Below are 20,520 nucleotides of genomic sequence, written 5' to 3'. Positions count from 1 at the left end.
GGCGACGACTTCCCCGGAAGTCGCCCGCGGCGCGGCGGCCGTTACGTCAGAGCCAGTCGTCGGGACGCGGCCAGGGCATCAGCGCCGCGAACGCGTCCCGGGCCGGCTCGGTGACCGCGTACCGGCCCCGGTGGAACAGCAGCGGCCGGGCGTCCGACGGCGTGCCGAGCGCCGTCACCCGCCCGATCACGACGTAGTGGTCGCCGGCCTCGTGCACGGCTTCCAGTGCGCAGTCGATCCAGGTGAGCGCGCCGTCGAGCAGCGGGGCCCCGGACGGCGCGGGCGTCCAGCCGATCCGCGCGAACTTGTCCTCGCCGCGGGCCCCGAACACCGCGCTGACCTCCTGCTGGTCCTCGGCCAGGACGTTGACCGCGAACCGGCCCGCCGCGGCGAGCACCGGCCAGGTCCGCGACGTGCGGGCCGGGCAGAACAGCACCAGCGGCGGGTCGAGCGACAGCGCGGCGAACGACTGGCAGGCGAACCCGGCGAGGGTGTCGCCGTCCCGGCCGGTGACCACGGTGACGCCCGTGCAGAAGTGCCCGAGCACACTGCGGAACTCGGTCTGGTCGACCGCCACCGAGGTCATGACCCGGGCGGCCGCGCGCCGACCGAGAAGTCGTGCCCCCACAGGGAAACCGCGGTGCTCTCGCGGGCGATCCAGTTGTCGTCGTCGACCTGGCGGCCCTCGCAGCCGAACTCGACGTCGAAACCGCCGGGGGTCTTCATGTAGAACGACAGCATCAGGTCGTTGACGTGCCGGCCGAGCGTGGCCGACATCGGCACCTTCCGCCGGATCGCGCGGTCGAGGCACAGGCCGACGTCGTCGGTGTTCTCCACCTCGACCATCAGGTGCACGATCCCGCTCGGCGTCGGCATCGGCAGGAACGCCAGACTATGGTGGCGGGGGTTGCAGCCGAAGAAGCGCAGCCACGCGGGCGGGCCGTCGGCGGGCCGGCCGAGCATCTGCGGCGGCAGGCGCATCGAGTCGCGCAGCCGGAAGCCGAGGACGTCGCGGTAGAACCGCAGCGACGCTTCGTCGTCCTTTGTGGACAAGACGACGTGGCCGAGACCCTGCTCGCCGGTGACGAACGTGTGGCCGTAGGGGCTCACGACGCGCCGGTGCTGCAGCGCGACGCCGTGGAACACCTCCTGGGTGTTCCCGGACGGGTCGTCGAAGCTGATCAGCTCGTCGACGCGGCGATCGGCCAGCTCGTCGGGGGTGCCCTCCTTGTACGGCACCGAGGCACCGTCCAAACGCGACCGGAGCTCGGCGAGCTCGCCCGCGTTCGCGACCTCCCAGCCGGTGACGGCCAGCCGGTCCGCGGAGCCGGGCGAGATGACCAGCCGCGCGGGGAAGTCGTCCATGCGCAGGTAGAGCGCATCGGGGTTGGTGCCCTTGCCTTCGACCATGCCGAGCACCTTGAGCCCGTACTCGCGCCACGCGGCCATGTCGGTGGCTTCGATGCGGAGGTAGCCCAGTGACCGGATGCCCATCAGGAACTCCCGAGGAAGTCGAGGGCCAGCCGGTTGAACTCGTCGAACTTCTCCAGCTGGGCCCAGTGCCCGCAGCCGCCGAACACGTGCAGCTGCGCGCGCGGAATCGTCTTGAGCGCCATGAGTGCCCCGTCGAGGGGGTTGACGCGGTCCTCGCGGCCCCAGATCAGGAGCACGCGCTGGCGCAGGCGGTGGGCTTCGCGCCAGAGCATGCCTTCTTCGTAGGTTTCGGGCTGGGCGAACGACATCCCCATCGCCCGCATCGCGGCCAGCGACTCCGGCGTGTTCGCCGCGGCGAAGCGGTCGTCGATCAGCTCGTCGGTGATCAGCCCTTGGTCGTGGACCATGATGCGCAGGAAGGCTTCCATGCGTTCCCGGCTGGGTTTCGCGGCGAACTTGCCGAGGTTCTTGACGCCTTCGGTGGGGTCGGGCGCGAAGACGTTGACGCTCAGCCCGCCGGGTCCCATGAGGACCAGCCGCCCGGCCCGCTTCCCGTGGTTCAAGGCGAGCCGGACCGCGGCCCCGCCCCCCAGGGAGTTGCCGACGAAATGGGCGCGCTCGACGCCGAGGGCGTCCATCAGGCCGACGACGGCGTCCGCGCTGTGGCGGAAGTACTGCGGATGCTCGGCCGGTTTGTCCGAGCGCCCGAAGCCTGGCTGGTCGACGGCGATCGTCCGGTAGTGCTTGGCGAACTCCGGCAGGTTGCGCCCGAAGTTGCTCCACGCCGACGCGCCGGGCCCGCCGCCGTGCAGCAGGATCACGGTCTCGGCGTGTTCGGCGCCGGCTTCGTGGTAGTGCAGCTTCAGCGAGCCCGCCTGGACGTACTTCCCTTCCGGACCGGCCATCAGTACATCGCGTTCTCGACGGGGAGCCCGAAGACCCCGGTGCCGAACATGACGTACGCGCGCTCGGCGTCGTTGGCCGCGTGGACCCGGCCGGCGTGCGCGTCGCGCCAGAAGCGCTGGATCGGCGTGCCGCGCTGGATCGCGCGGCCGCCGGAGTTCTCGAAGAGCCGGTCGATCGCGGAGATCGCGCGTTCGGTGCCGCGCACCTGGTCACGCCGGACGCGCAGGCGCAGGTCGGACGGCAGCCGTTCCTCGCGCTTGGCCAGTTCGTACAGCTCGTCGATGTTGCGCGTCAGCTGCAGCCACGCGGCGTCGATCTCGCTGGCGGCTTCGGCGATCCGCACCTTGGCGAACGGGTCCTCTTTGGACTGCTCGCCGGCGTACGCGGCCCGCACGCGCTTGCGCTGGTGCTCGACGTGCGCGTCGTAGGCGCCCTGCGCCATGCCGATGATGGGTGCCGTGATCGTGCTGGGGTGCACCGAACCGTAGGGCAGCCGGTACAGCGGGCCGGGGTTGACGGCCTGGCCGGGCACCTTGCACTTCGACGTCGCGATGAAGCTCAGCGCGCGGTGCTGCGGGATGAAGACGTCCTCGACGACGATGTCGTTCGAGCCGGTGCCGCGCAGGCCGACGGTGTCCCAGACGTCCACGATGGTGTAGTCCGCGATGGGCAGGAGATACGTGCAGAAGTCGACCGGCTTGCCGCCGGAGAACGCGGGTCCCCCGAGCAGCACCCACGTGCAGTGACCGGAGCCGGAGGAGAAGCTCCAGCGGCCCGACAGCCGGTAGCCGCCTTCGACGACCTCCGCCTTGCCCATCGGGGCGTACGACGAGGAGATCCGCACGTCTTCGTCCTCGCCCCAGACCTCCTGCTGGGCCTGCGCGTCGAACAGCGCCACGTGCCACGGGTGGACGCCGAGGATGGAGGCGACCCAGCCGGTGGACCCGCACGCGCTCGCGATCAGCTTCACCGCGGTGTAGAAGCTCACCGGGTCGGCTTCGAAACCGCCGTACGGTTTCGGTTGCAGCAGCTTGAAGAACCCGGTCTCCTGCAGGGCCTTGACGGACTCCTCGGGCACGTTTCGCGCGTCCTCGGTGTCCTGGGCCCGTTCCCGCAGGACCGGCAGGAGGTCCCGGACCCCGGCGATCACCTGCTCGCTCATGCGCAGTCCTCTCTTTCTCGCTGCGCCAAGACTAGAACACGTTCTCGTTTTTGTCGAGAACGCCCTGCGCCAGCGCGCTGTTGATCCCCGCCCTGCGGCCGGAAAACACGCAGTCGGCCAGCGAGAGCCCGCTGACGTAGGACCTGGAACAGATTCCCACGGCGGTGCGGCCGGCGGCGTACAGCCCGGCGATCGGCTCCCCCGCCGCGCTCCGCACCGCGCCGGTGTCCTCGTCGACGACCAGGCCGCCGAGGGTGAGCATCGGCGTGGGGTAACCGAGGTTGGGCCGCACCGAGATGTCGATGAGCGAGAACGGCGGGTGCTCCAGCCGCCGCCGGAACTCGGCGGGCTTGCCCACCGGGTCTTCGTCGCCGTGGTACGCCTCGACGCTCGCCCGCAGGCCCTCGGCGTCGACCCCGGCTTTGCGCGCCACCTCGTCCAGCGTGGAGCCGAGCACGCGGCCGCGGCGCAGCAGGTACCGCAGCTGAAGCCATTGGAACCACTGGCTTTGCTTCCGGCCGTCCCGGCGGGCCTCCGCCACGATCGGAGCGTCGACGAGCAGCCAGCCCTTGCTCCCGTGCTCCTCGATGAGCTTCTCGCCGACGGCGGCGCCGTACCGGGCTTCGTCGATGACCCGCATCCCCTCGGCGTCGACGATGATCCCGCCGAGGAACGCACTCGGCGGCGTGACGAACCGCCACGCGGAGATCCGGCCCAGCTCGCCGGTCGCACCGCCGGCCTCGATGCCCATCCGGATGCCCGAGCCGTCGTCGGCGGACGTGCCGAGCGGAAGCCCGCCACGGTACTGCGGCGCGTGCTCGCGCACCATCTCCCGGTCGGCGATGAACCCGCCCGCGGCGAGGACGACCCCGCGTCGCGCGGAAATCCGCAGCTCACGGCCGTGACTGCGCTCGAAGCGCTCGACCCGGCGGTGCAGCGACTTGCGCAGCGCGGGCACGTAGATGCCCGGCTTCGCGGCGTACTGCGCGAAGCGCTGGTGCCGGGCCCGCACCCACGCGGGCGCGTCGCCGAGCGAGTCGACGACGAGGCCGGTGACGCGCCCTTCGCCGTCGCGGACCAGGGCCCGCGCGGTGGTCTGCGTCAGCACGCGGATGCCGCGCTTGCGGACGGCCTCCTTGAGCCGCGCCATCAGCATCTTCCCCGAGGTGCCGGGCCCCTTGACGCGGTGGCCGCGCGGAGCCGGCTTCGCCGCGTCGCGGAAGCCGCCGGCGGCTTCGCTGCCGGAGTAGTAGAGGTAGTGCTCGTCGCTCGGGTACGACGTCTTGTACGGGCAGAGACTGCCTTCGAACGGCACGCCGTTGGTCTCCAGCCAGGAGATCATCTCGCGGCTGCCCTCGCAGAACCGCATCAACGTCTTCTCGGACACGACGTCGCCGGCCTCGAGCCGCAGGTAGGCGTACATCGCGTCGACGGAGTCGTCGACACCGGCGTCGAGCTGCTGGCGCGTGCCGCCGCCCGCGTAGACCACGCCACCGCTGACCGCGCTGGCGCCACCGCCGGCAAAGCGCTCGACGATGACGACGTCCGCGCCCGCGTCGGCCGCTTCCAGGGCGGCACAGGCGCCGGCCGCCCCGAACCCCACGATCACCACGTCCGCGACGAGTTCGTCCATGGTCACCACCCTAGAACTGGAACACGTTCTCGTCTATGGTGGCCGAAAGCGACTCTCAACTGGATACTCTTCTTGTGGAACACGTTACAGGTGAGGTGGCATGACGGAGGAGTTCGACGTCGTCGTGGTCGGCAGCGGAGCCGCTGGGATGACCGCCGCGCTGGCCGCGGCGAAAGCCGGTCTGAGCGTCGTCGTCCTCGAAAAGGCGGCCTGCTTCGGCGGCTCGACCGCCCGCTCCGGCGGCGGGGTCTGGCTGCCGGGCAACCACGCGCTGCGCGCCGCCGGCATCGACGAACCACCCGAACGGGCCCGCGAGTACCTGGCCTCGATCGTCGGCGACGTCGTCCCGGCCGTCCGGCGCGACACGTTCCTCGCGCACGGCCCCGAGGTGCTGAAGTTCGTCTGCGACCACACGCCACTGAAGTTCCGCTGGGTCCGCGACTACAGCGACTACCACCCCGAAGCGCCGGGCGGGCGCCCCGGCGGCCGGTCGGTCGAGCCGATGGCCTTCGACGGCAAGCTGCTCGGCGACGACCTGGCCCACCTCGAACCGCCCTACAGCGCTCCCCCGCTCGGCGTACCCATCACCCAGGCGGACTACCGCTGGCTGAGCCTGCTGGCCCGGCACCCGCGCGGCGCCGTCCGGGTGCTGTCGCTCGGCGTCCAGTGGCTGGCCGGGAAGCTGCGCGGGCAGCGGCTGCTGAGCATGGGGCAAGCGCTTGCGGCCGGCCTGCGGGTGGGCCTGACCAGGGCGGGCGTCGACGTCCGGCTGAACACCCCGCTGGTCGACCTGCACGTCGAGGACGACCGCGTCACCGGCGTCGTCACCGGGCAGGGAGTCATCGGAGCCCGGCGGGGCGTGATCCTCGCCAGCGGCGGGTTCGAGCAGAACCTCGAAATGCGCGAGAAGTACCAGCGCGCGCCGATCGGCACCGACTGGACCGTCGGCGCGGCCGCCAACACCGGCGACGGCATCACCGCCGGCCTCAAGCTGGGCGCGGCCCTCGACCTGATGGACGACGCCTGGTGGGGGCCGTCGCTGCCGCTCACCGGCGGGCCGTGGTTCGCGCTCGCCGAGCGGTCGCGGCCGCGCTGCATCATGGTCGACGCGCGCGGGCAGCGGTTCGTCAACGAGTCGGCGCCCTACGTCGAAGCCGTGCACGCGATGTACGGCGAAGGTGACGGGCCGGGCGAGCACATCCCGACCTGGCTCGTGTTCGACCAGCGCTACAAGGACCGGTACATGTTCACCGGCGTCGGGCCGCGCCAGCCGCTGCCCGGGCGCTGGTTCAAGGCCGGGATCGCGGTGAAGTCCGGCTCGCTGGCCGGGCTGGCCGCGAAGATGGACGTCCCGCCGGACGGCTTGGAAGCGACCGTCGAGCGCTTCAACGGCTTCGCGCGCAACGGCGTCGACGAAGACTTCCAGCGCGGCGTCAGCAAGTACGACCACTACTACGGCGACCCGCGCAACAAACCCAGCCCCAGCCTCGGCCCGCTCGACAAGGCGCCCTACTACGCGGTGAAGATCGTGCCGGGCGACCTGGGGACCAAGGGCGGCCTGCGCACCGACGAGCACGCGCAGGTCCTGCGCGAAGACGGCTCCGCCGTGCCGGGCCTCTACGCCGCGGGCAACGTCAGCGCGGCCGTGATGGGCCGGACGTACGCCGGGCCGGGCGCGACCATCGGTCCCGCCATGGTGTTCGGCTACCTTGCGGCGACGCGGCTGGCGCACGAAGATCAGAGGACCACGGGAGGCGAGCGATGACGCAGGAGTCCGTACGCACCATCTACGCCGGTGAGCCGCCGACCCGCTACGCGCGCGGCTGGCACTGCCTCGGCCTGGCGAAGAACTTCCGCGACGGGAAACCCCACGCGGTCACGGCGTTCGGCACGAAGCTGGTGGTGTTCGCCGACTCTCACGGAGAGCTGAACGTCCTCGACGGCTACTGCCGGCACATGGGCGGCGACCTCACCCAGGGCACGGTCAAGGGCGACGAGGTCGCGTGCCCGTTCCACGACTGGCGCTGGAACGGCAAGGGCAAGTGCGTCTCGATCCCCTACGCCAAGCGGGTTCCGCTGCGCGCGCGGACGCGGTCGTGGACGGCGTCGGAGCAGAACGGCCAGCTCATGGTCTGGCACGACCCGGAAGGCAACCCGCCGCCGGAGGAGCTGGCGATCCCGCACATCGAAGCCGCCGACAGCTCCGAGTGGAGCAACTGGACGTGGGACTCGATCTTCATCGACGGCTCCAACTGCCGCGAGATCATCGACAACGTCGTCGACATGGCGCACTTCTTCTACATCCACTACGCCTACCCGACGTACTTCAAGAACGTCTTCGAGGGCCACATCGCGACGCAGTACCTCAACACCAAGGGCCGCCCGGACATGGGCATGGCGTCCAACTACGGCGGCGAGGACAACCTGCTGCGGTCGGAGGCGTCGTACTTCGGGCCGTCCTACATGATCAACAAGCTGGTGAACTCGTTCCAGGGCTACGAGATCGAAAGCGTGCTCATCAACTGCCACTACCCCGTGACGCCGACGTCGTTCGTGCTGCAGTACGGGATGAAGGTCAAGAAGCAGAACGGGCTGACCGACGAGCACGCGGACAAGATCGCGGCGAAGCTGGCCAAGGGCATCGGCGCCGGGTTCCTGCAGGACGTCGAGATCTGGAAGCACAAGACGCAGATCGACAACCCGCTGCTGTGCGAAGAGGACGGTCCGGTCTACCAGCTTCGCCGCTGGTACCAGCAGTTCTACGTCGACGTCGCCGACGTCACCGAGGACATGACCCGGCGGTTCGAGTTCGAAGTGGACACTTCGAAGGCCAACGAGGCGTGGGCGGCCGAGGTGGCGGAGAACCTGGCCCGCCGGAAGACCGAGGCGGAAGTGTGACCACCGCCGAGACCGCCGAGTTCCTGTCGGGCGGGCTGCGGCCGCACGAGTGCCGCAGCTGCGGGACGTGCGTGCTGGTGAAGAAGAACAGCATCCAGCACACGAGCATCCAGTGGACGTCCTCACCGGCGGAGACGTGCCCGGTGTTCGCCGACGCGGACGGGCCGTCGGCGCTGCTCGACACGTGCCCGAAGCTGGCGGACAGCATCGGCGACGCGGTGCGCGACGGCACGCTGGCGGTGGCCGATGGGTGAGCGGGTCTACACGCTGACGGTCGCCGACGTCGTCGTCGAGACGCCGGACGCGCGGTCGGTCGTGTTCGAGATCCCCGCCGAGCACGCCGAGGCGTTCCGGTATTCCGCCGGCCAGTTCCTGACGGTGAAGATCCCCAGCGACCGGACCGGTTCGGTGGCCCGGTGCTACTCGCTGTCGAGCGCGCCGCACGAGAACCGCGTGCAGGTGACGGTCAAGCGCACCGACGGCGGGTACGGGTCGAGCTGGGTCTGCTCGTCGCTTCGCCCCGGGATGACCGTGGACGTCCTGGCGCCGGCGGGGGTGTTCTGCCCGGCGTCGGTGGACGAGGACTTCCTGCTGTTCGCCGGCGGCAGCGGGATCACGCCGGTGATGGCGATCCTGAAGACGGCGCTGGAGCAGGGTTCCGGCCGGGTCGTGCTGGTCTATGCGAACCGCGACGAAAGTTCGGTGATCTTCGCGGGCGAGCTGGCGTCGCTGGCGAAGCGCTACGGAGACCGCCTGGTCGTCGTGCACTGGCTGGAGAGCGTGCAGGGGCTGCCGGACGTCTCGCAGCTGCGCGGGCTGGCCACGGCGTACACGTCTCACGAGGCCTTCCTGTGCGGGCCGGCGCCGTTCATGGCGGCCGCGCGCGAGGCGCTCGGGCAGCTCGGCGTGCCGCGGGACCGGGTGCACGTCGAGAAGTTCACGTCGCTGACGGGCAACCCGTTCGAAGACGTCCCCGTCGAGGAGGAGCCGGCGTCGGACGAGGCGCCGGCGTCGCTGACCGTTTCCCTGGACGGCGACACGCGCTCGATGGCCTGGCCGCGGCGGCGGAAGCTGCTCGACCACCTGCTGGAGGCGGGGATGGACGCGCCGTACTCGTGCCGCGAGGGACAATGCAGTGCGTGTGCGTGCCGGGTCGTGTCGGGTGAGGTGAAGATGCTGCACAACGAGGTCCTGGACGCCGAGGACATCGCGGACGGCATCGTGCTGGCCTGCCAGTCGCTGCCGGTCACCGACGACGTCTCGATCAGCTACGAATAGGAGCTCCGCGTGCCCATCGATCCCGCGGTCGCCGTCGGCGCCGAGATCGGCGAGGTGAACTTCGCCTGGACGTCGTCGGACGTGCTGCTCTACCACTTGGCGCTGGGGGCCGGTCCGGACGAGCTGCGCTACACCTACGAGCAGGACCTGGTGGTGCTGCCGACGTTCGCGACGGTCGCGGCCAACCTGCGGGTCTTCGAGCCGCCGGCGCTGTCGTTCCCGGGCGTGGAGATCGACCTGGCGAAGGTGCTGCACGGCAAGCAGGAGGTCACGCTGCACCGGCCGATCCCGACGTCGGGGAAGGCGGTGGCCCGCTCGCGGATCGCGGACGTGTACGACAAGGGCAAGGCCGCGGTGGTGATCCAGGAGGTGGCGGTGACGTCGTCGTCGGGTGATCCACTGTGGACGGCCCGGTCGAGCATCTTCGCCCGCGGTGAAGGGGGTTTCGGCGGCTCGCGGGGTCCGTCGGATCGCATCGAATGGCCTTCGCACGAGCCGGACTTCGTCTTCGAGACGCCGACGCTGCCGCAGCAGGCGCTGCTGTACCGGCTGTGCGGCGACCGGAACCCGCTGCACGCGGACCCGGCGTTCGCCGCGGCGGCCGGGTTCCCGAAGCCGATCCTGCACGGGCTGTGCACGTACGGGGTCGTGGCGCGGGTGCTGGTGAACGAGTTCCTGGACGGCGACCCGGCACGGGTGGCGTCGTTCGCGACGAAGTTCGCCGGAGTGGTGTTCCCGGGCGAGACGCTGCGGATCCGGGTGTGGCGCTCGTCCGACCGGCTGCTCGTGACGACGACGGCGGTGGAGCGCGACGACGCGCCGGTGCTGGCGGACACGGTGCTGGTGTCCACTTCGTGAGAGTGTCCCGGCGGTCGCCCGCTAACGTGGAGGGGTGACTTCGGAATACTTCGTGGTGCGGGGCACGGTCGAGCCGGGCGACCAGCGTGGCCGTGAGCTGGGCTTTCCCACGGCCAACATCGCACTGGGCGACCAGGCGGGCTCCGTGGGCGACGGCGTGTGGGCGGGCTGGGTGGGCCGGGCCGACGGTTCGCGCGTCCCGGCGGCGATCTCGGTCGGCCGCCGCCCGACGTACTACGGAGCGGACGGCTACCGGCTGCTGGAGGCCCACCTGCTGGACTTCACGGGCGACCTGTACGGCGAGACGCTGGTGGTGTGGCTGGGGTCCCACCTGCGCGACCAGCAGGCGTACGCCTCGGCGGAGGACCTGATCACGGCGCTGAAGACCGACATCGCGGCGGCCACCCAGTGGACAGCCGCCCACCCGGCGGCAGGGCTCCCGCCCGCCGGCGAAAGCCCCCTGGGCGAGGTCCGCCGCATCAAGGGCTGAACGCGCCGGGCTCCACCCGGCGCGATGCCCCTCCAAACACACGCGATACCCCTCAGCGCACGCGAGATGCCCCTCCAAACACATGCGATACCTCTCAGCGCACGCAAGATCCGCGCCGGATCACGCGAGTTCCGGCCCTGATCACACGAGTTCCGGGCCCGATCACGCGAGTTCGGGCGCTCACCATCCGAACTCCGGCGGACCGCGGGCTGGCGGGCGCGGCCTCTCACCCGGCCGGGTGTCGCGAATGACTCATTCGGGACCTCCGGCGCCGCGAATGAGTCATTCGCGGTACCCGGCCCAGGCTCACAAAGCCGAGGCCAGCAGCATGTATCCCATCCCGGCCCCCATCACCGCCCGGCAGACCGCACGCGACGCCTGCCCGGGCCCGCCCGCGGCGACCGCCGACCCGCGCACCACGAGCACCCCCGCGCGGGCCGCGTCGAGCACGAAATAGCCCGCCGCCGCCACCGCGACCAGCGGCAACGCCAGCCGCGCGTCCATGGTCGCCATCGTCAGCCACGGACCGTGCGCCGTGCCGCCGTGGGGCATCGCCGTCACCATGTAAAGCATCGCCGCCGCCGAGAGCGCGTGGTGGGCGCAGGCCCGGTTCCGCCACCAGGCCACCGCGAACCAGCCCGCCGTCAGCACCAGCACCGCCTGCCAGCCCGCCGCCGGGATCGGGCCGCCGACCGGGGACAACATCGCGACCATCGCGACCACCAGCAGCAGCTCGGCCAGATCACCGTGGCGGACGCCGGGGCCCAGCCGCTGGTAGTCGAGGCGGACGAGCCGCAGCACGCACGGCAGCGCCAGCGCCGCGAACACCGCGGTGAGCGCCCAGTCGACGACCATCGCCTCACTCTCCGTCGTGGAAGGTGTCTCCACCGTGACATCCACGACGGCCGGGCACCAGCCGTCAATGAGGTGACGCCTCAGTCACCCGTCAGGACGAGGCCGCTCGTCGGCACGCCCGTCCCCGCCGTGACCAGCACCCGCGCCGCGCCGGCGACCTGGTTGACCGCCGTGCCGCGAATCTGCCGGACGCCCTCCGCGATGCCGTTCATGCCGTGGATGTACGCCTCGCCGAGCTGGCCGCCGTGCGGGTTGAGCGGCAACACGCCGTCGAGCTCCAGCGCGCCGTCGGCGATGAAGTCCTTCGCCTCCCCGCGGCCGCAGAACCCCAGTTCCTCCAGCTGCATCAGCACGTACGGCGTGAAGTGGTCGTACAGCACGGCGACGTCCACATCGGACGGTCCGAGCCCGGACTGGTCCCACAGCTGCCGCCCGACGACGCCCATCTCGGGCAGCGCGGCCAGGTCGTCGCGGTAGTAGCTGGTCATCACGTACTGGTCCGGCCCGCTCCCCTGCGCCGCCGCCGCGATCACCGCCGGCGCCTGGGCGAGCTCACGCGCCCGCTCGACACTGGTGACGACCAGCGCCACCCCGCCGTCGCTCTCCTGGCAGCAGTCGAGCAGGTGCAGCGGCTCGGCCACCCAGCGCGACGACTGATGCTCCGCCAGGGTGATCGGTCGCTGGTGGAACCACGCGTTCGGGTTGGTCGCCGCGTGCTTGCGGTCGATGACGGCGACCCGGCCGAAGTCCTCGCTCGTCGCGCCGTAGTCGTGCAGGTAGCGCTGGGCGACCATGGCCACCGTCGCCGCCGGGGTCGCGATGCCCATCGGGTAGTGGAACGCGTTGTCGACGCCGGACGAGTTGACCTGCCCCGCCGCGGCCGAGGACACCTGGCCGAACCGCATGCCCGACCGTTCGTTGAACGCCCGGTAGGCGACGACGACGTCCGCGACGCCGGTCGCCACCGCCATCGCGGCCTGCTGCACGGTCGCCGCCGCCGCGCCGCCGCCGTAGTGGATGCGGCTGAAGAACTTCAGTTCGGGGATGCCCAGCTCGCGGGCCACGGCGATCTCGGCGTTGCCGTCCATCGTGAACGACACCAGTCCGTCCACATCGGACGGCGACAGTCCCGCGTCCGCCAAGGCGTGGGAGATGCATTCCGCCGCCAGCCGCAGTTCGGTGCGCCCGGAGTCCTTCGAGAACTCCGTCGCGCCGATCCCGGCGATCGCGGCCTTGCCCGAGAGCGTCACGGCAGCGTCACCTCCACCGTCCCGGCGACGTGCTCGCCGAGCGAGTCCACTCCGGACACCGAGATCACGACGTCATTGCCCGCACGGGAAACCACGCGGCCGGTGAACGTCAGCGTGTCGTAGGCGTAGCACGGCACGCCGAGCCGGATCTTGATCGACCGGATCAGCGCCTCCGGCCCGGCCCACGCCGACACGAACCGCTGCACCAGGCCGGTGTCGGTGAGGATGTTGAGGAAGATGTCCTTCGACCCGCGCGCCACGGCCGCGTCGCGGTCGTGGTGCACGTCCTGGAAGTCGCGGGTGGCCAGGGCGGTGCTGACGACGAACGTCGGCGTCGCCTCGATCGTCAGCGGCGGCAGCTCGGTCCCTTCGATGACGGTCATCGCGCCACCTTCCAGGCCGGCAGCGTCAGGTCGTCGTCCACGCGGACGAACGCCGCCACCACCGGCAGTCCGATGTGGACCTCCTCGGGTGACGCGTCCAGCAGTTCGGCCATCACGCGGACCCCTTCTTCCAGCTCCACCAGGGCCACCACGAACGGAAGATCCTTGCCCGGCACCGGCGGGTGGTGGTGCACGACGTAGGAGAACACGGTGCCCCGCCCGCTGGCGACGACGTAGTCCGGCTTCGCGTCCAGCGACCCGTCGGGCGGCATCGGCCCGGGCGGGTGCCGCAGGGTCTCGCCCCAGCGCTGGATCCGCAGCTCGCCTTCGCGAAGGCCGGCCCAGAAGAACTCGGTGTCGCGGCTGATCACCGGCCGCAGCACCGGCGCCGGCGGCGGCTTCGGGGCGGGCGGCCGGAACTTGAGCACGCGGAACATCATCTCCGCGACGGCCTCGTCCCCGACGTACCACCGCGCCCGCGTGGTGACGAACCAGCCCTCCCCCAGCGCGGTCTTCTTGGGGCCGACGACGCTTTCCAGCGCCGTCCGCACCTCGACCTGTTCGCCGGGGCGCAGGTAGCGGTGGTAGGTCTGCTCCGAGTTCGTCGCGACGACGGACGTGAACCCGGCTTCGTCCAGCAGCTCCATCATCAGGCCGAGCGGGTCGTCGGTCCCGCGCGGGACGTTCAGGCCGCCCATCGTCCACACCTGGGCCATCGCGGGCGGCGCGATCAGTCCCTTGTGGACGCTCCGCGCGGCGAACTCCGGGTCGGTGTAGACGGGGTTGCCGTCCCCGATCGCCTCGACCCAGTTGTTCACCATGGCCTGGTTCACCGGGTCGCGCGCGAGCCGCGGCGCGCACTCGCCGCGGGCGGCGACCTTCTCGGCGGCTTCGATGATGTCCTGGTCGTTCATCGCGGCACCCTCGGCAGGCCCAGGCCGATCGAGGCGATCAGCTCCCGTTGGATTTCGCTGACGCCGCCGCCGAACGTCAGCACGATGTTGCGCTTCGCGGCGACGTCGAGCCATTCCGCCAGCTCGGCGGTGTCCGGGTCGGCCAGGTCGCCGTGGCGCCCGACCAGCTCTTCCAGGTTCCGGCCGATCCGCTGGATGACCTCGGAGCTGAACACCTTGGTCGCGGACGCGTCGGCGACGGCCACCGGCGCGCTCGCCGAGGACACCGCGACCTGCCAGTTCAGCAGCTCGTTCACCCGCGTCACCGCCCACGTCTCGGCCAGCACGGCCCGGACGTCGGCGAGGTCGAGCAGGCCGTGGGCGGCGGCCCAGGCGCGGACGCGGTCGTACAGCCCGCCGATCCGCCCGGCCGGGCCGAGCATGACGCGCTCGTGGTTGAGCTGCGTCGTGATCAGCCGCCAGCCTTCGTTCTCCTTACCCACCAAGCGGTTCACCGGCACGCGAACGTCCGAATAGTACGTCGCGTTGACGTGGTGGGCGCCGTCGCAGGTGATGATCGGCGTCCACGAGTAACCGGGGTCGCTCGTGTCCATGATGAGGATCGAGATGCCCTTGTGCCGCGGCGCGTCCGGCGCGGTCCGCACGGCGAGCCAGATGTAGTCGGCGTCGTGGCCGCCGGTGGTGAAGATCTTCTGGCCGTTGACGACGTACTCGTCGCCGTCGCGCACCGCCGTCGTCCGCAGCGCCGCGAGGTCGGTGCCGGCCTCCGGCTCGGTGTAGCCGATCGCGAAGTGGATCTCCCCGGCCAGGATCTTGGGCAGGAAGAAGGACTTCTGCTCGTCCGTGCCGTACTGCTGCAGCGTGGGCCCGACGGTCTGGAGCGTCACCGACGGCAGCTGGACGTCGGCGCGCACGGCCTCGTCGACGAACAGGTGCTGTTCGATCTCGCCGAAGCCCTGCCCGCCGTACTCGACCGGCCAGCCGACGCCGAGCCGGCCGTCGCGGCCCATCCGCCGGACGATCTCGCGGAACACCGGCCCGTGCCGCTCGCGCAGCATCGCCCGGCGTTCCTCGGGGCTGACCAGCCCGGCGAAGTAATCACGCAGTTCGGCGCGCAGTGCTTTCTGCGCCGCGCTCAGTTCGACGTGCATCCGCGCACCCCCGCCACTCGTTCGCCGAGCCTGCCGAGCCGGTGCGCGGCGCCGCCGAGCGTCCGGCCGAGGTCCTTCACCGCCGACGAATACCGGTGCAGTGGATAGGTTTCGTCGACGCCGACCCCGCCGTGCAGGTGGTGGCAGGTCGCGAGAGCCTTGGGCGCCTCTTCGGCGAGCCAGTAGGCGGCGACGTCGAGTTCGGCGTCCGCGTCCAGGCCGGCCGCGAGCCGCCACACCGCGGACGTCACGGCCAGGTGCACGGTCCGCGAGGCGACGTAGACGTCGGCGATCTGGCCGGCCACCGCCTGGAACGTCGCGAGGGGCCGGCCGAACTGGACGCGTTCGCCGACGTGCTTGACCGTCAGGGCGAGGGCGCCGGCCAGGAGGCCGTCGCCGACCGCCAGCGCGCCGGCGAGCGCGAGGCGGTGCAGCGCTTCGACGGCGCCCCGGTCGAACAGGAGGTCCGTCTCCTCGACGGCGACGTCGGCCAGCCGCACGGTGTACTCGGGCGTGCCGGCCGAGGTGGGGGTCCGCACGAGCGTGACGCCGTCGGCGTGCGGGTCGACCAGGTAGACGGCGGTGCCGTGGGGTGTGGACACCGGCGTGAGGATCCTGGCGGCTTCGCTCGCGTACGGAACGGCGGTCTTCACGCCGGTGAGCAGCCACTTCCCGTTGCCCGGGCGCGCGGTCGTCGCGGGCTCGGCGGCGAGCGGGGCGGACGGTTCGTGCAGGGCGGCGGTGAGCAGCGCCTCCCCCGCGGCGACCGGCGGCAGGAGATCCGCGCGCTGCTGGGGCGTGCCGAGGGTTTCGATCGGCAGGACCCCCAGCGCCAGGGCGGCGTAGGCGGGCACCGGCGCGGCGGCGCGGCCGACCTCGGTGAGGACCTGCGCGATCTCCGCGATGCCCAGGCCGTCACCCTCCAGATCGGGCGGCAGCGCGAGGGCGAGCAGGCCCGAGGCCGCGAGCGCGCGCCACGGAGCGTCGTCCGTACCGAGCACCTTCGCGGCGAGGGCGGCGATCTCCGTCTGCGTATCGTCAAGGGTGAAGTCCACGCCCGTCCCTCCGGGTTCGGCGCAATACTGAAACCTGTTCTAGTCTTAACCGGAAAGGGTCAGCACGGCAACCCCCGGCGGAGGACCTGGATGGCGGTGACCGAACGCGGCGGCGCGCGCCGCCGGCGGATCACCGTGCCGCCGACCGCGGGTGTGCCCGAACCGGTCCCCCTCGACCTGCCCGGGCGCGGCCGGACGGTGGTCACCGACGTCGGCCCGCGGGACGCGCCCGCGCTCGTCCTGCTGCATTCGGTGGCCTGCACAGGCTTGCTGACCTGGTACCCCGCGCTCGACCGGCTGGCCAGGGACCACCGCGTCGTCGTGTTCGACCAGCGGTGGCACGGCCGGGGCATCCGGTCGCCGGAGTTCCGGCTCGCCGACTGCGCCGGCGACGTCACCGCCGTGGCGGACGCGCTGGGCATCGGGCGGTTCGCGCTCGCCGGGTACTCGATGGGCGGGATGGTCGCCCAGCTCGTCGCCCACGCGGAACCAGAACGTGTTACCGGACTGGTGTTGTGTTCGACCGCGAGCAACTTCCGCCGCGGGCTGCGCCAGCGCGTCGCGCTCGACGTGTTCGGCCGGACGCTGCGGCAGCTGCGCGAGCGCGTGCAGCTGCCGGCCGTGGCCGCCGCCGTCCCGCGTGAGCGCGTCGGGGACTACCGGTGGGGGCTGCGGGAGTTCCGGTCGACGACGCCGTGGGAGATCGCGGTCGCCGTCGACGAGATCGGCCGGTTCGACTCCACGCGCTGGCTCCCCACGGTGCGGCTGCCCGCGGCGGTCGTCGTGACCAGCCGCGACCGGTTCATCGCCCCCGACCACCAGCGGTCTCTGGCCCGCCGCATCCCCGGCGCGGCGACCTACGAGGTCGCGGCCGGGCACGCCGCCTGCGTGCTCGCCGCCGACCGCTGGGTGCCCGCCCTGCTCGCTGCGGTCCACTCCCTCTGAAGGAAGGAACTCACGATGGGACGCTTCAGCCTGCCCGATGAGAAGCCCGGCGGCCTGGACTCACCGGTGACGGCCAACGTCATGAAGTACGGGTCGAAAGCCCAGGTGGCGGTCTTCAAGCTGACCGGCGGGCGCGTCGGCAGCACCTGGCGGATCGGGGCCGGGTTCCGCAAGCCCGTGCCGACGCTGCTGCTCGAGCACCGCGGGCGCAAGTCCGGCCGGCTGTTCACGACGCCGCTGCTCTACCTGCGGTCCGGGGAGGACCTCGTCATCGTCGGCTCCCAGGGCGGGCTGCCGCGGCACCCGCAGTGGTACCGCAACCTCCTGGCGCACCCCGAAACCCGCGTCCACCTCAAGGGCCGGCGCGACGTGCCCGTCACGGCCCGGGTGGCCTCGCCGGAAGAGCGCGCCGACCTGTGGCCGCGGCTGGTGGAGCTGTACGCCGACTTTGCGAAGTACCAGGCCTGGACCGAGCGGGAGATTCCCGTGGTGGTGCTCAGCCCGCGGCCTTGACCAGGTCGGCGAGGGCCTCCGGCAGCGCGTCGGCGAGCGGCCAGAGGTCCTTGACCAGCTCCCGCGCGCCGAGCAGGCCGACGTGGACCTTCCCGGCGTTGGACAGCACCGTGACGTTCAGGCCGGCGCCGTGGAAGACCGGGCCGAGCGGGTAGAAGCCGGTGATCCGCGCGCCGAGCAGGTACAGCGGCATCGGCGGGCCGGGCACGTTGGAGACGACCAGGTTGTGCACCACCGGGTGCTTTTCGGCCAGGCGCAGCGCCGAGTACGCGCGCACGGCGAGGCCGAACGCCGTCGCGGCCGAGAACTGCGCCCAGTCCTGGAGCATGTCGGCGTCGATGTCGTAGTGGTGGTCCTTCGACAGCCGGTTGGCCTCGGCGAGGAAGAACACCCGCGCGGCCGGGTCGGCCAGGTGCGTCGGGAGCGAGGCGAAGAAGGCGGAGACCTTGTTGCTGCCGTGGTCGCGCTCGGTTCGGTCGTGCACCGACACCGGGACGGTCGCCACCAGGGGGTCGTCCGGCAGGTCGCCGCGGGCAGCCAGGAACTCCCGCAGCGCCCCGGCGACGAGCGCGAGCACGACGTCGTTGACCGTGACCCCGAAAGCGTTCTTCACGTCCTTGACCTCGTCGAGGTCGAGCTGGGCGAACGCGACGCTGCGGTGCCCGGTGATCGTGCCGTTCAGCGACGTCCGCGGCGCGGTGAACGGGATCGGCATCCCCTTGCCGCGCAGGGCTTTCCCGAGCCACCGAGGGACGAGCTCCAGCAGGTCCGGCAGCAGCCGCGCGATTTCGGCCGGGCGTTTCGCGAGGCTTTCGACGCCGGTGCGGAGCAGGTTCAGCGGCGAGGGCAGCACCGGGTTGCGGTGGTCCTCGATCTCCGGCATCGGCGCGTCGGGCTCCAGCCCGGCCAGGTAGGTGATCAGGCTGGCCCCGCTCACGCCGTCGACGCTCGCGTGGTGCATCTTCAGCAGCACGGCGATCTGGCCGTCGGCCAGGCCCTCGATGACGTACAGCTGCCAGAGCGGGTACGCGCGATCGAGCTGCTGCCCCGCGATGTGGGCACACAGGGCGGCCAGCTCGGTGCGGTCACCGGGGGCCGGCACGCCGATGCGGTGCACGTGGTGGTCGAGGTCGAACTCCTCGTCCTCGACCCAGACGGGATGCCCGATGTTCCAGAGTGGATTGTGCAGTTTGCGCCGGAACGCCGGAATCCTGCGGACGCGTTCTTCGAGCTGCGCTTCGAGCTTCGCGAAGGTGTAGCCGCCGGGAACGGTCGAGCCGTCGAGGGTGAGCAGCCCGCAGACGTGCAGGACCTGGGACGACGTCTCGAGGTAGAGGAAGCTGGCGTCGAGGCCGCTCAGTCTCTGCATGACGATCAGCGTAAGCCACTTCCGGTGAGCGGCGCGTCACCCTACTCGCCGGTATCATCGCGGTGGTGCAGCCGAATTTCCTGATCCGTCGCGCGGTCCAGCTCGGCCTCACCGCGAACGCGCTCCGCCCGTTGCGAGCCCGGTCCACGACCATCCCGGCGTTCTTCGCCGGGTGGCTGACCGCGGAGCTCGCACCCCAGTTCCTGGCGTTGACGGCCGCCGATACCGCTGTGCAGGTGGCCCGCCACGGCGTCCGCGACCGCTCGACGCAGGCCGGGCTGGCGATGGCCGCCGCGTCCGCCGCCGGGCTCGCCGCGCTGATCCGGACGGGTCACGGCGCTCGCGAGGAGATCGAGGCGGCGCTGACCAACGCCCTGGGCGAGGACTACGCGGCCGAGCTGGGCCGCTCCGACCTGGGGCTCCCGTGGGGCGAGCTGGCGCTGCCGTTCCGGATGGGCGCGCCGGACGTGCGCGTCGACCGCAACATCGCGTACGCCCCGGGCGGCAAGCGGTTCCTGCTGGACGTGTACCGGCCCTCGTCGCCGGTCACCGGCGCCCCGGTGCTCCTGCAGGTCCACGGCGGAGCGTGGGTGATCGGCAACAAGGAGGAGCAGGGCCGGCCGCTGATGCGCTACCTGGCGCGCCGGGGCTGGGTGTGCGTCGCGATCAACTACCCGCTGTCGCCGACCCACCGCTGGCCGGCGCACATCGTGGCGGCCAAGCAAGCGCTTGCGTGGATCCGTTCTTCGATTTCCGCTTACGGGGGCGACCCGGATTTCGTGGCGGTGACGGGCGGTTCCGCGGGAGGGCATCTATCGGCGCTGCTGGCGTTGTCGCAGAACGACCCGGCGTTGCAGCCGGACTTCGAGGACGTCGACACGAGCATTCAGGCATGCGTACCGCACTACGGGGTGTACGACTTCGCGGCGACGTCGGGATCCCGGGCGAGTCAGTACCGGTTGGAGAGCCTGATCGCGCGGCGGGTGTTCGCGGCGGACCGCGACCCGGTGCGGCACCTCGACGACTACATCGCCGCTTCGCCGCTGGACCGGATTTCTTCGGAGGCACCGCCGTTCTTCGTGATCCACGGACGGGACGATTCCTTGGTGCCGGTGCGTGAGGCTCGTGAGTTCGTGCGGCGGTTGCGGGAGAAGTCCCGGCAGCCGGTGGCTTATGCGGAGCTGGCCGGGGCCCAGCACGCGTTCGACGTGTTCACTTCGGTGCGGTCGGCGCACGTGGTCCGCGGGGTGGCGCGGTTCTTGGACTACACGTACAACGCCTGGAAGGCCGAGAACCGGTAGTGGCTATGCAGTGAATGACTCATTCCTGGCTGGGCTTGCCCCGTTTGGGCGGACAGGGTTGATGAGTTAGCTCAGGCTATCGCAGGTGTGGTAGCCGGCTGGGCTGTTGTTTCGTAGGCGTGGGG

The 20,520-nt window shown here is 71.3% G+C and carries 21 protein-coding genes; 9 read left to right on the top strand and 12 right to left on the bottom strand.

The features are described from left to right. Positions 1-46 precede the first annotated feature (46 nt). Genes hsaB through AB0M83_RS31440 form a run of 5 tightly spaced genes read right to left on the bottom strand, consistent with a single transcriptional unit; the run spans position 47 to position 5,135 of the window. The gene (gene hsaB, locus AB0M83_RS31460) at positions 47-586 is read right to left on the bottom strand and encodes a 3-hydroxy-9,10-secoandrosta-1,3,5(10)-triene-9,17-dione monooxygenase reductase subunit (RefSeq protein WP_364522374.1); all 540 of its coding nucleotides are present in this window, start codon (positions 584-586) and stop codon (positions 47-49) included. Next, on the bottom strand, positions 583-1,494 hold the full coding sequence (gene hsaC, locus AB0M83_RS31455) for an iron-dependent extradiol dioxygenase HsaC (protein ID WP_364522372.1): 912 nt from the start codon (positions 1,492-1,494) through the stop codon (positions 583-585). Before hsaC ends, hsaB begins: the two co-directional genes overlap by 4 nt. Next, positions 1,494-2,339 carry a 4,5:9,10-diseco-3-hydroxy-5,9,17-trioxoandrosta-1(10),2-diene-4-oate hydrolase gene (hsaD, locus tag AB0M83_RS31450; protein WP_364522370.1) on the bottom strand — a complete coding sequence of 282 codons (846 nt, stop codon included), beginning with the start codon at positions 2,337-2,339 and terminating at the stop codon, positions 1,494-1,496. The genes hsaC and hsaD overlap by 1 nt, the downstream gene beginning before the upstream one ends. Beyond that, positions 2,339-3,502 carry a 3-hydroxy-9,10-secoandrosta-1,3,5(10)-triene-9,17-dione monooxygenase oxygenase subunit gene (gene hsaA, locus AB0M83_RS31445; protein WP_364522368.1) on the bottom strand — a complete coding sequence of 388 codons (1,164 nt, stop codon included), beginning with the start codon at positions 3,500-3,502 and terminating at the stop codon, positions 2,339-2,341. The genes hsaD and hsaA overlap by 1 nt, the downstream gene beginning before the upstream one ends. 31 nt (positions 3,503-3,533) lie before the next feature. Beyond that, complete coding sequence (locus tag AB0M83_RS31440) at positions 3,534-5,135, bottom strand: FAD-binding protein (protein ID WP_364522366.1); 1,602 nt, start codon at positions 5,133-5,135, stop codon at positions 3,534-3,536. A gap of 100 nt (positions 5,136-5,235) precedes the next feature. Here AB0M83_RS31440 and kstD point away from each other — a divergent pair, with 100 nt between their 5' ends. Genes kstD through AB0M83_RS31410 form a run of 6 tightly spaced genes read left to right on the top strand, consistent with a single transcriptional unit; the run spans position 5,236 to position 10,659 of the window. Continuing rightward, complete coding sequence (gene kstD / locus AB0M83_RS31435) at positions 5,236-6,900, top strand: 3-oxosteroid 1-dehydrogenase (protein WP_364522364.1); 1,665 nt, start codon at positions 5,236-5,238, stop codon at positions 6,898-6,900. Continuing rightward, positions 6,897-8,033 (top strand): Rieske 2Fe-2S domain-containing protein, encoded by a 1,137-nt coding sequence (locus tag AB0M83_RS31430; RefSeq protein ID WP_364522362.1) that lies wholly within the window; start codon positions 6,897-6,899, stop codon positions 8,031-8,033. The genes kstD and AB0M83_RS31430 overlap by 4 nt, the downstream gene beginning before the upstream one ends. Continuing rightward, entirely contained in the window at positions 8,030-8,287 is a 258-nt protein-coding gene (locus AB0M83_RS31425; protein ID WP_364522360.1) for a hypothetical protein, read from the top strand. The genes AB0M83_RS31430 and AB0M83_RS31425 overlap by 4 nt, the downstream gene beginning before the upstream one ends. After that, positions 8,280-9,311, top strand: coding sequence for a ferredoxin--NADP reductase (locus AB0M83_RS31420; RefSeq protein ID WP_364522358.1), 1,032 nt, complete (start codon positions 8,280-8,282; stop codon positions 9,309-9,311). The genes AB0M83_RS31425 and AB0M83_RS31420 overlap by 8 nt, the downstream gene beginning before the upstream one ends. A gap of 9 nt (positions 9,312-9,320) precedes the next feature. Beyond that, positions 9,321-10,169 carry a MaoC/PaaZ C-terminal domain-containing protein gene (locus AB0M83_RS31415; RefSeq protein ID WP_364522356.1) on the top strand — a complete coding sequence of 283 codons (849 nt, stop codon included), beginning with the start codon at positions 9,321-9,323 and terminating at the stop codon, positions 10,167-10,169. A gap of 34 nt (positions 10,170-10,203) precedes the next feature. Continuing rightward, entirely contained in the window at positions 10,204-10,659 is a 456-nt protein-coding gene (locus AB0M83_RS31410) for a riboflavin kinase (protein WP_364522354.1), read from the top strand. Between the two features lie 306 nt (positions 10,660-10,965). Here AB0M83_RS31410 and AB0M83_RS31405 read toward each other — a convergent pair whose 3' ends face one another. The 6 genes from AB0M83_RS31405 to AB0M83_RS31380 form a co-directional block, all read right to left on the bottom strand. Next, entirely contained in the window at positions 10,966-11,514 is a 549-nt protein-coding gene (locus AB0M83_RS31405) for a DUF5134 domain-containing protein (protein ID WP_364522465.1), read from the bottom strand. Positions 11,515-11,594: 80 nt separating this feature from the next. After that, complete coding sequence (locus AB0M83_RS31400) at positions 11,595-12,764, bottom strand: lipid-transfer protein (protein WP_364522352.1); 1,170 nt, start codon at positions 12,762-12,764, stop codon at positions 11,595-11,597. Next, positions 12,761-13,147: a MaoC family dehydratase gene (locus AB0M83_RS31395; protein ID WP_364522350.1), complete on the bottom strand. Its 387-nt coding sequence runs from the start codon at positions 13,145-13,147 to the stop codon at positions 12,761-12,763. Before AB0M83_RS31395 ends, AB0M83_RS31400 begins: the two co-directional genes overlap by 4 nt. After that, positions 13,144-14,061: an OB-fold domain-containing protein gene (locus AB0M83_RS31390; RefSeq protein WP_364522348.1), complete on the bottom strand. Its 918-nt coding sequence runs from the start codon at positions 14,059-14,061 to the stop codon at positions 13,144-13,146. The genes AB0M83_RS31395 and AB0M83_RS31390 overlap by 4 nt, the downstream gene beginning before the upstream one ends. Next, complete coding sequence (locus AB0M83_RS31385) at positions 14,058-15,212, bottom strand: acyl-CoA dehydrogenase family protein (protein ID WP_364522346.1); 1,155 nt, start codon at positions 15,210-15,212, stop codon at positions 14,058-14,060. Before AB0M83_RS31385 ends, AB0M83_RS31390 begins: the two co-directional genes overlap by 4 nt. Further along, positions 15,197-16,267: an acyl-CoA dehydrogenase gene (locus AB0M83_RS31380; protein ID WP_364522344.1), complete on the bottom strand. Its 1,071-nt coding sequence runs from the start codon at positions 16,265-16,267 to the stop codon at positions 15,197-15,199. The genes AB0M83_RS31385 and AB0M83_RS31380 overlap by 16 nt, the downstream gene beginning before the upstream one ends. A gap of 90 nt (positions 16,268-16,357) precedes the next feature. Between AB0M83_RS31380 and AB0M83_RS31375 the strand changes: the two genes are divergently transcribed. Further along, positions 16,358-17,212, top strand: a complete 855-nt coding sequence (locus tag AB0M83_RS31375; RefSeq protein ID WP_364522342.1) for an alpha/beta hydrolase — start codon at positions 16,358-16,360, stop codon at positions 17,210-17,212. A 15-nt stretch (positions 17,213-17,227) separates the two neighbouring features. Then, entirely contained in the window at positions 17,228-17,725 is a 498-nt protein-coding gene (locus AB0M83_RS31370) for a nitroreductase family deazaflavin-dependent oxidoreductase (protein ID WP_364522340.1), read from the top strand. On the opposite strand, the gene AB0M83_RS31365 is transcribed toward AB0M83_RS31370, so the two are convergent. Further along, positions 17,709-19,094 (bottom strand): wax ester/triacylglycerol synthase family O-acyltransferase, encoded by a 1,386-nt coding sequence (locus tag AB0M83_RS31365; protein WP_364522338.1) that lies wholly within the window; start codon positions 19,092-19,094, stop codon positions 17,709-17,711. The genes AB0M83_RS31370 and AB0M83_RS31365 overlap by 17 nt on opposite strands. 65 nt (positions 19,095-19,159) lie before the next feature. Here AB0M83_RS31365 and AB0M83_RS31360 point away from each other — a divergent pair, with 65 nt between their 5' ends. Then, complete coding sequence (locus AB0M83_RS31360) at positions 19,160-20,395, top strand: alpha/beta hydrolase (RefSeq protein WP_364522335.1); 1,236 nt, start codon at positions 19,160-19,162, stop codon at positions 20,393-20,395. Positions 20,396-20,520 lie beyond the last annotated feature (125 nt).

The organism is Amycolatopsis sp. NPDC051106, from assembly GCF_040682775.1.
GTDB lineage: Bacteria > Actinomycetota > Actinomycetes > Mycobacteriales > Pseudonocardiaceae > Amycolatopsis.
Note: the sequence above shows the minus strand (reverse complement) of the source record. Positions and strands in the feature narration are given on the sequence as shown.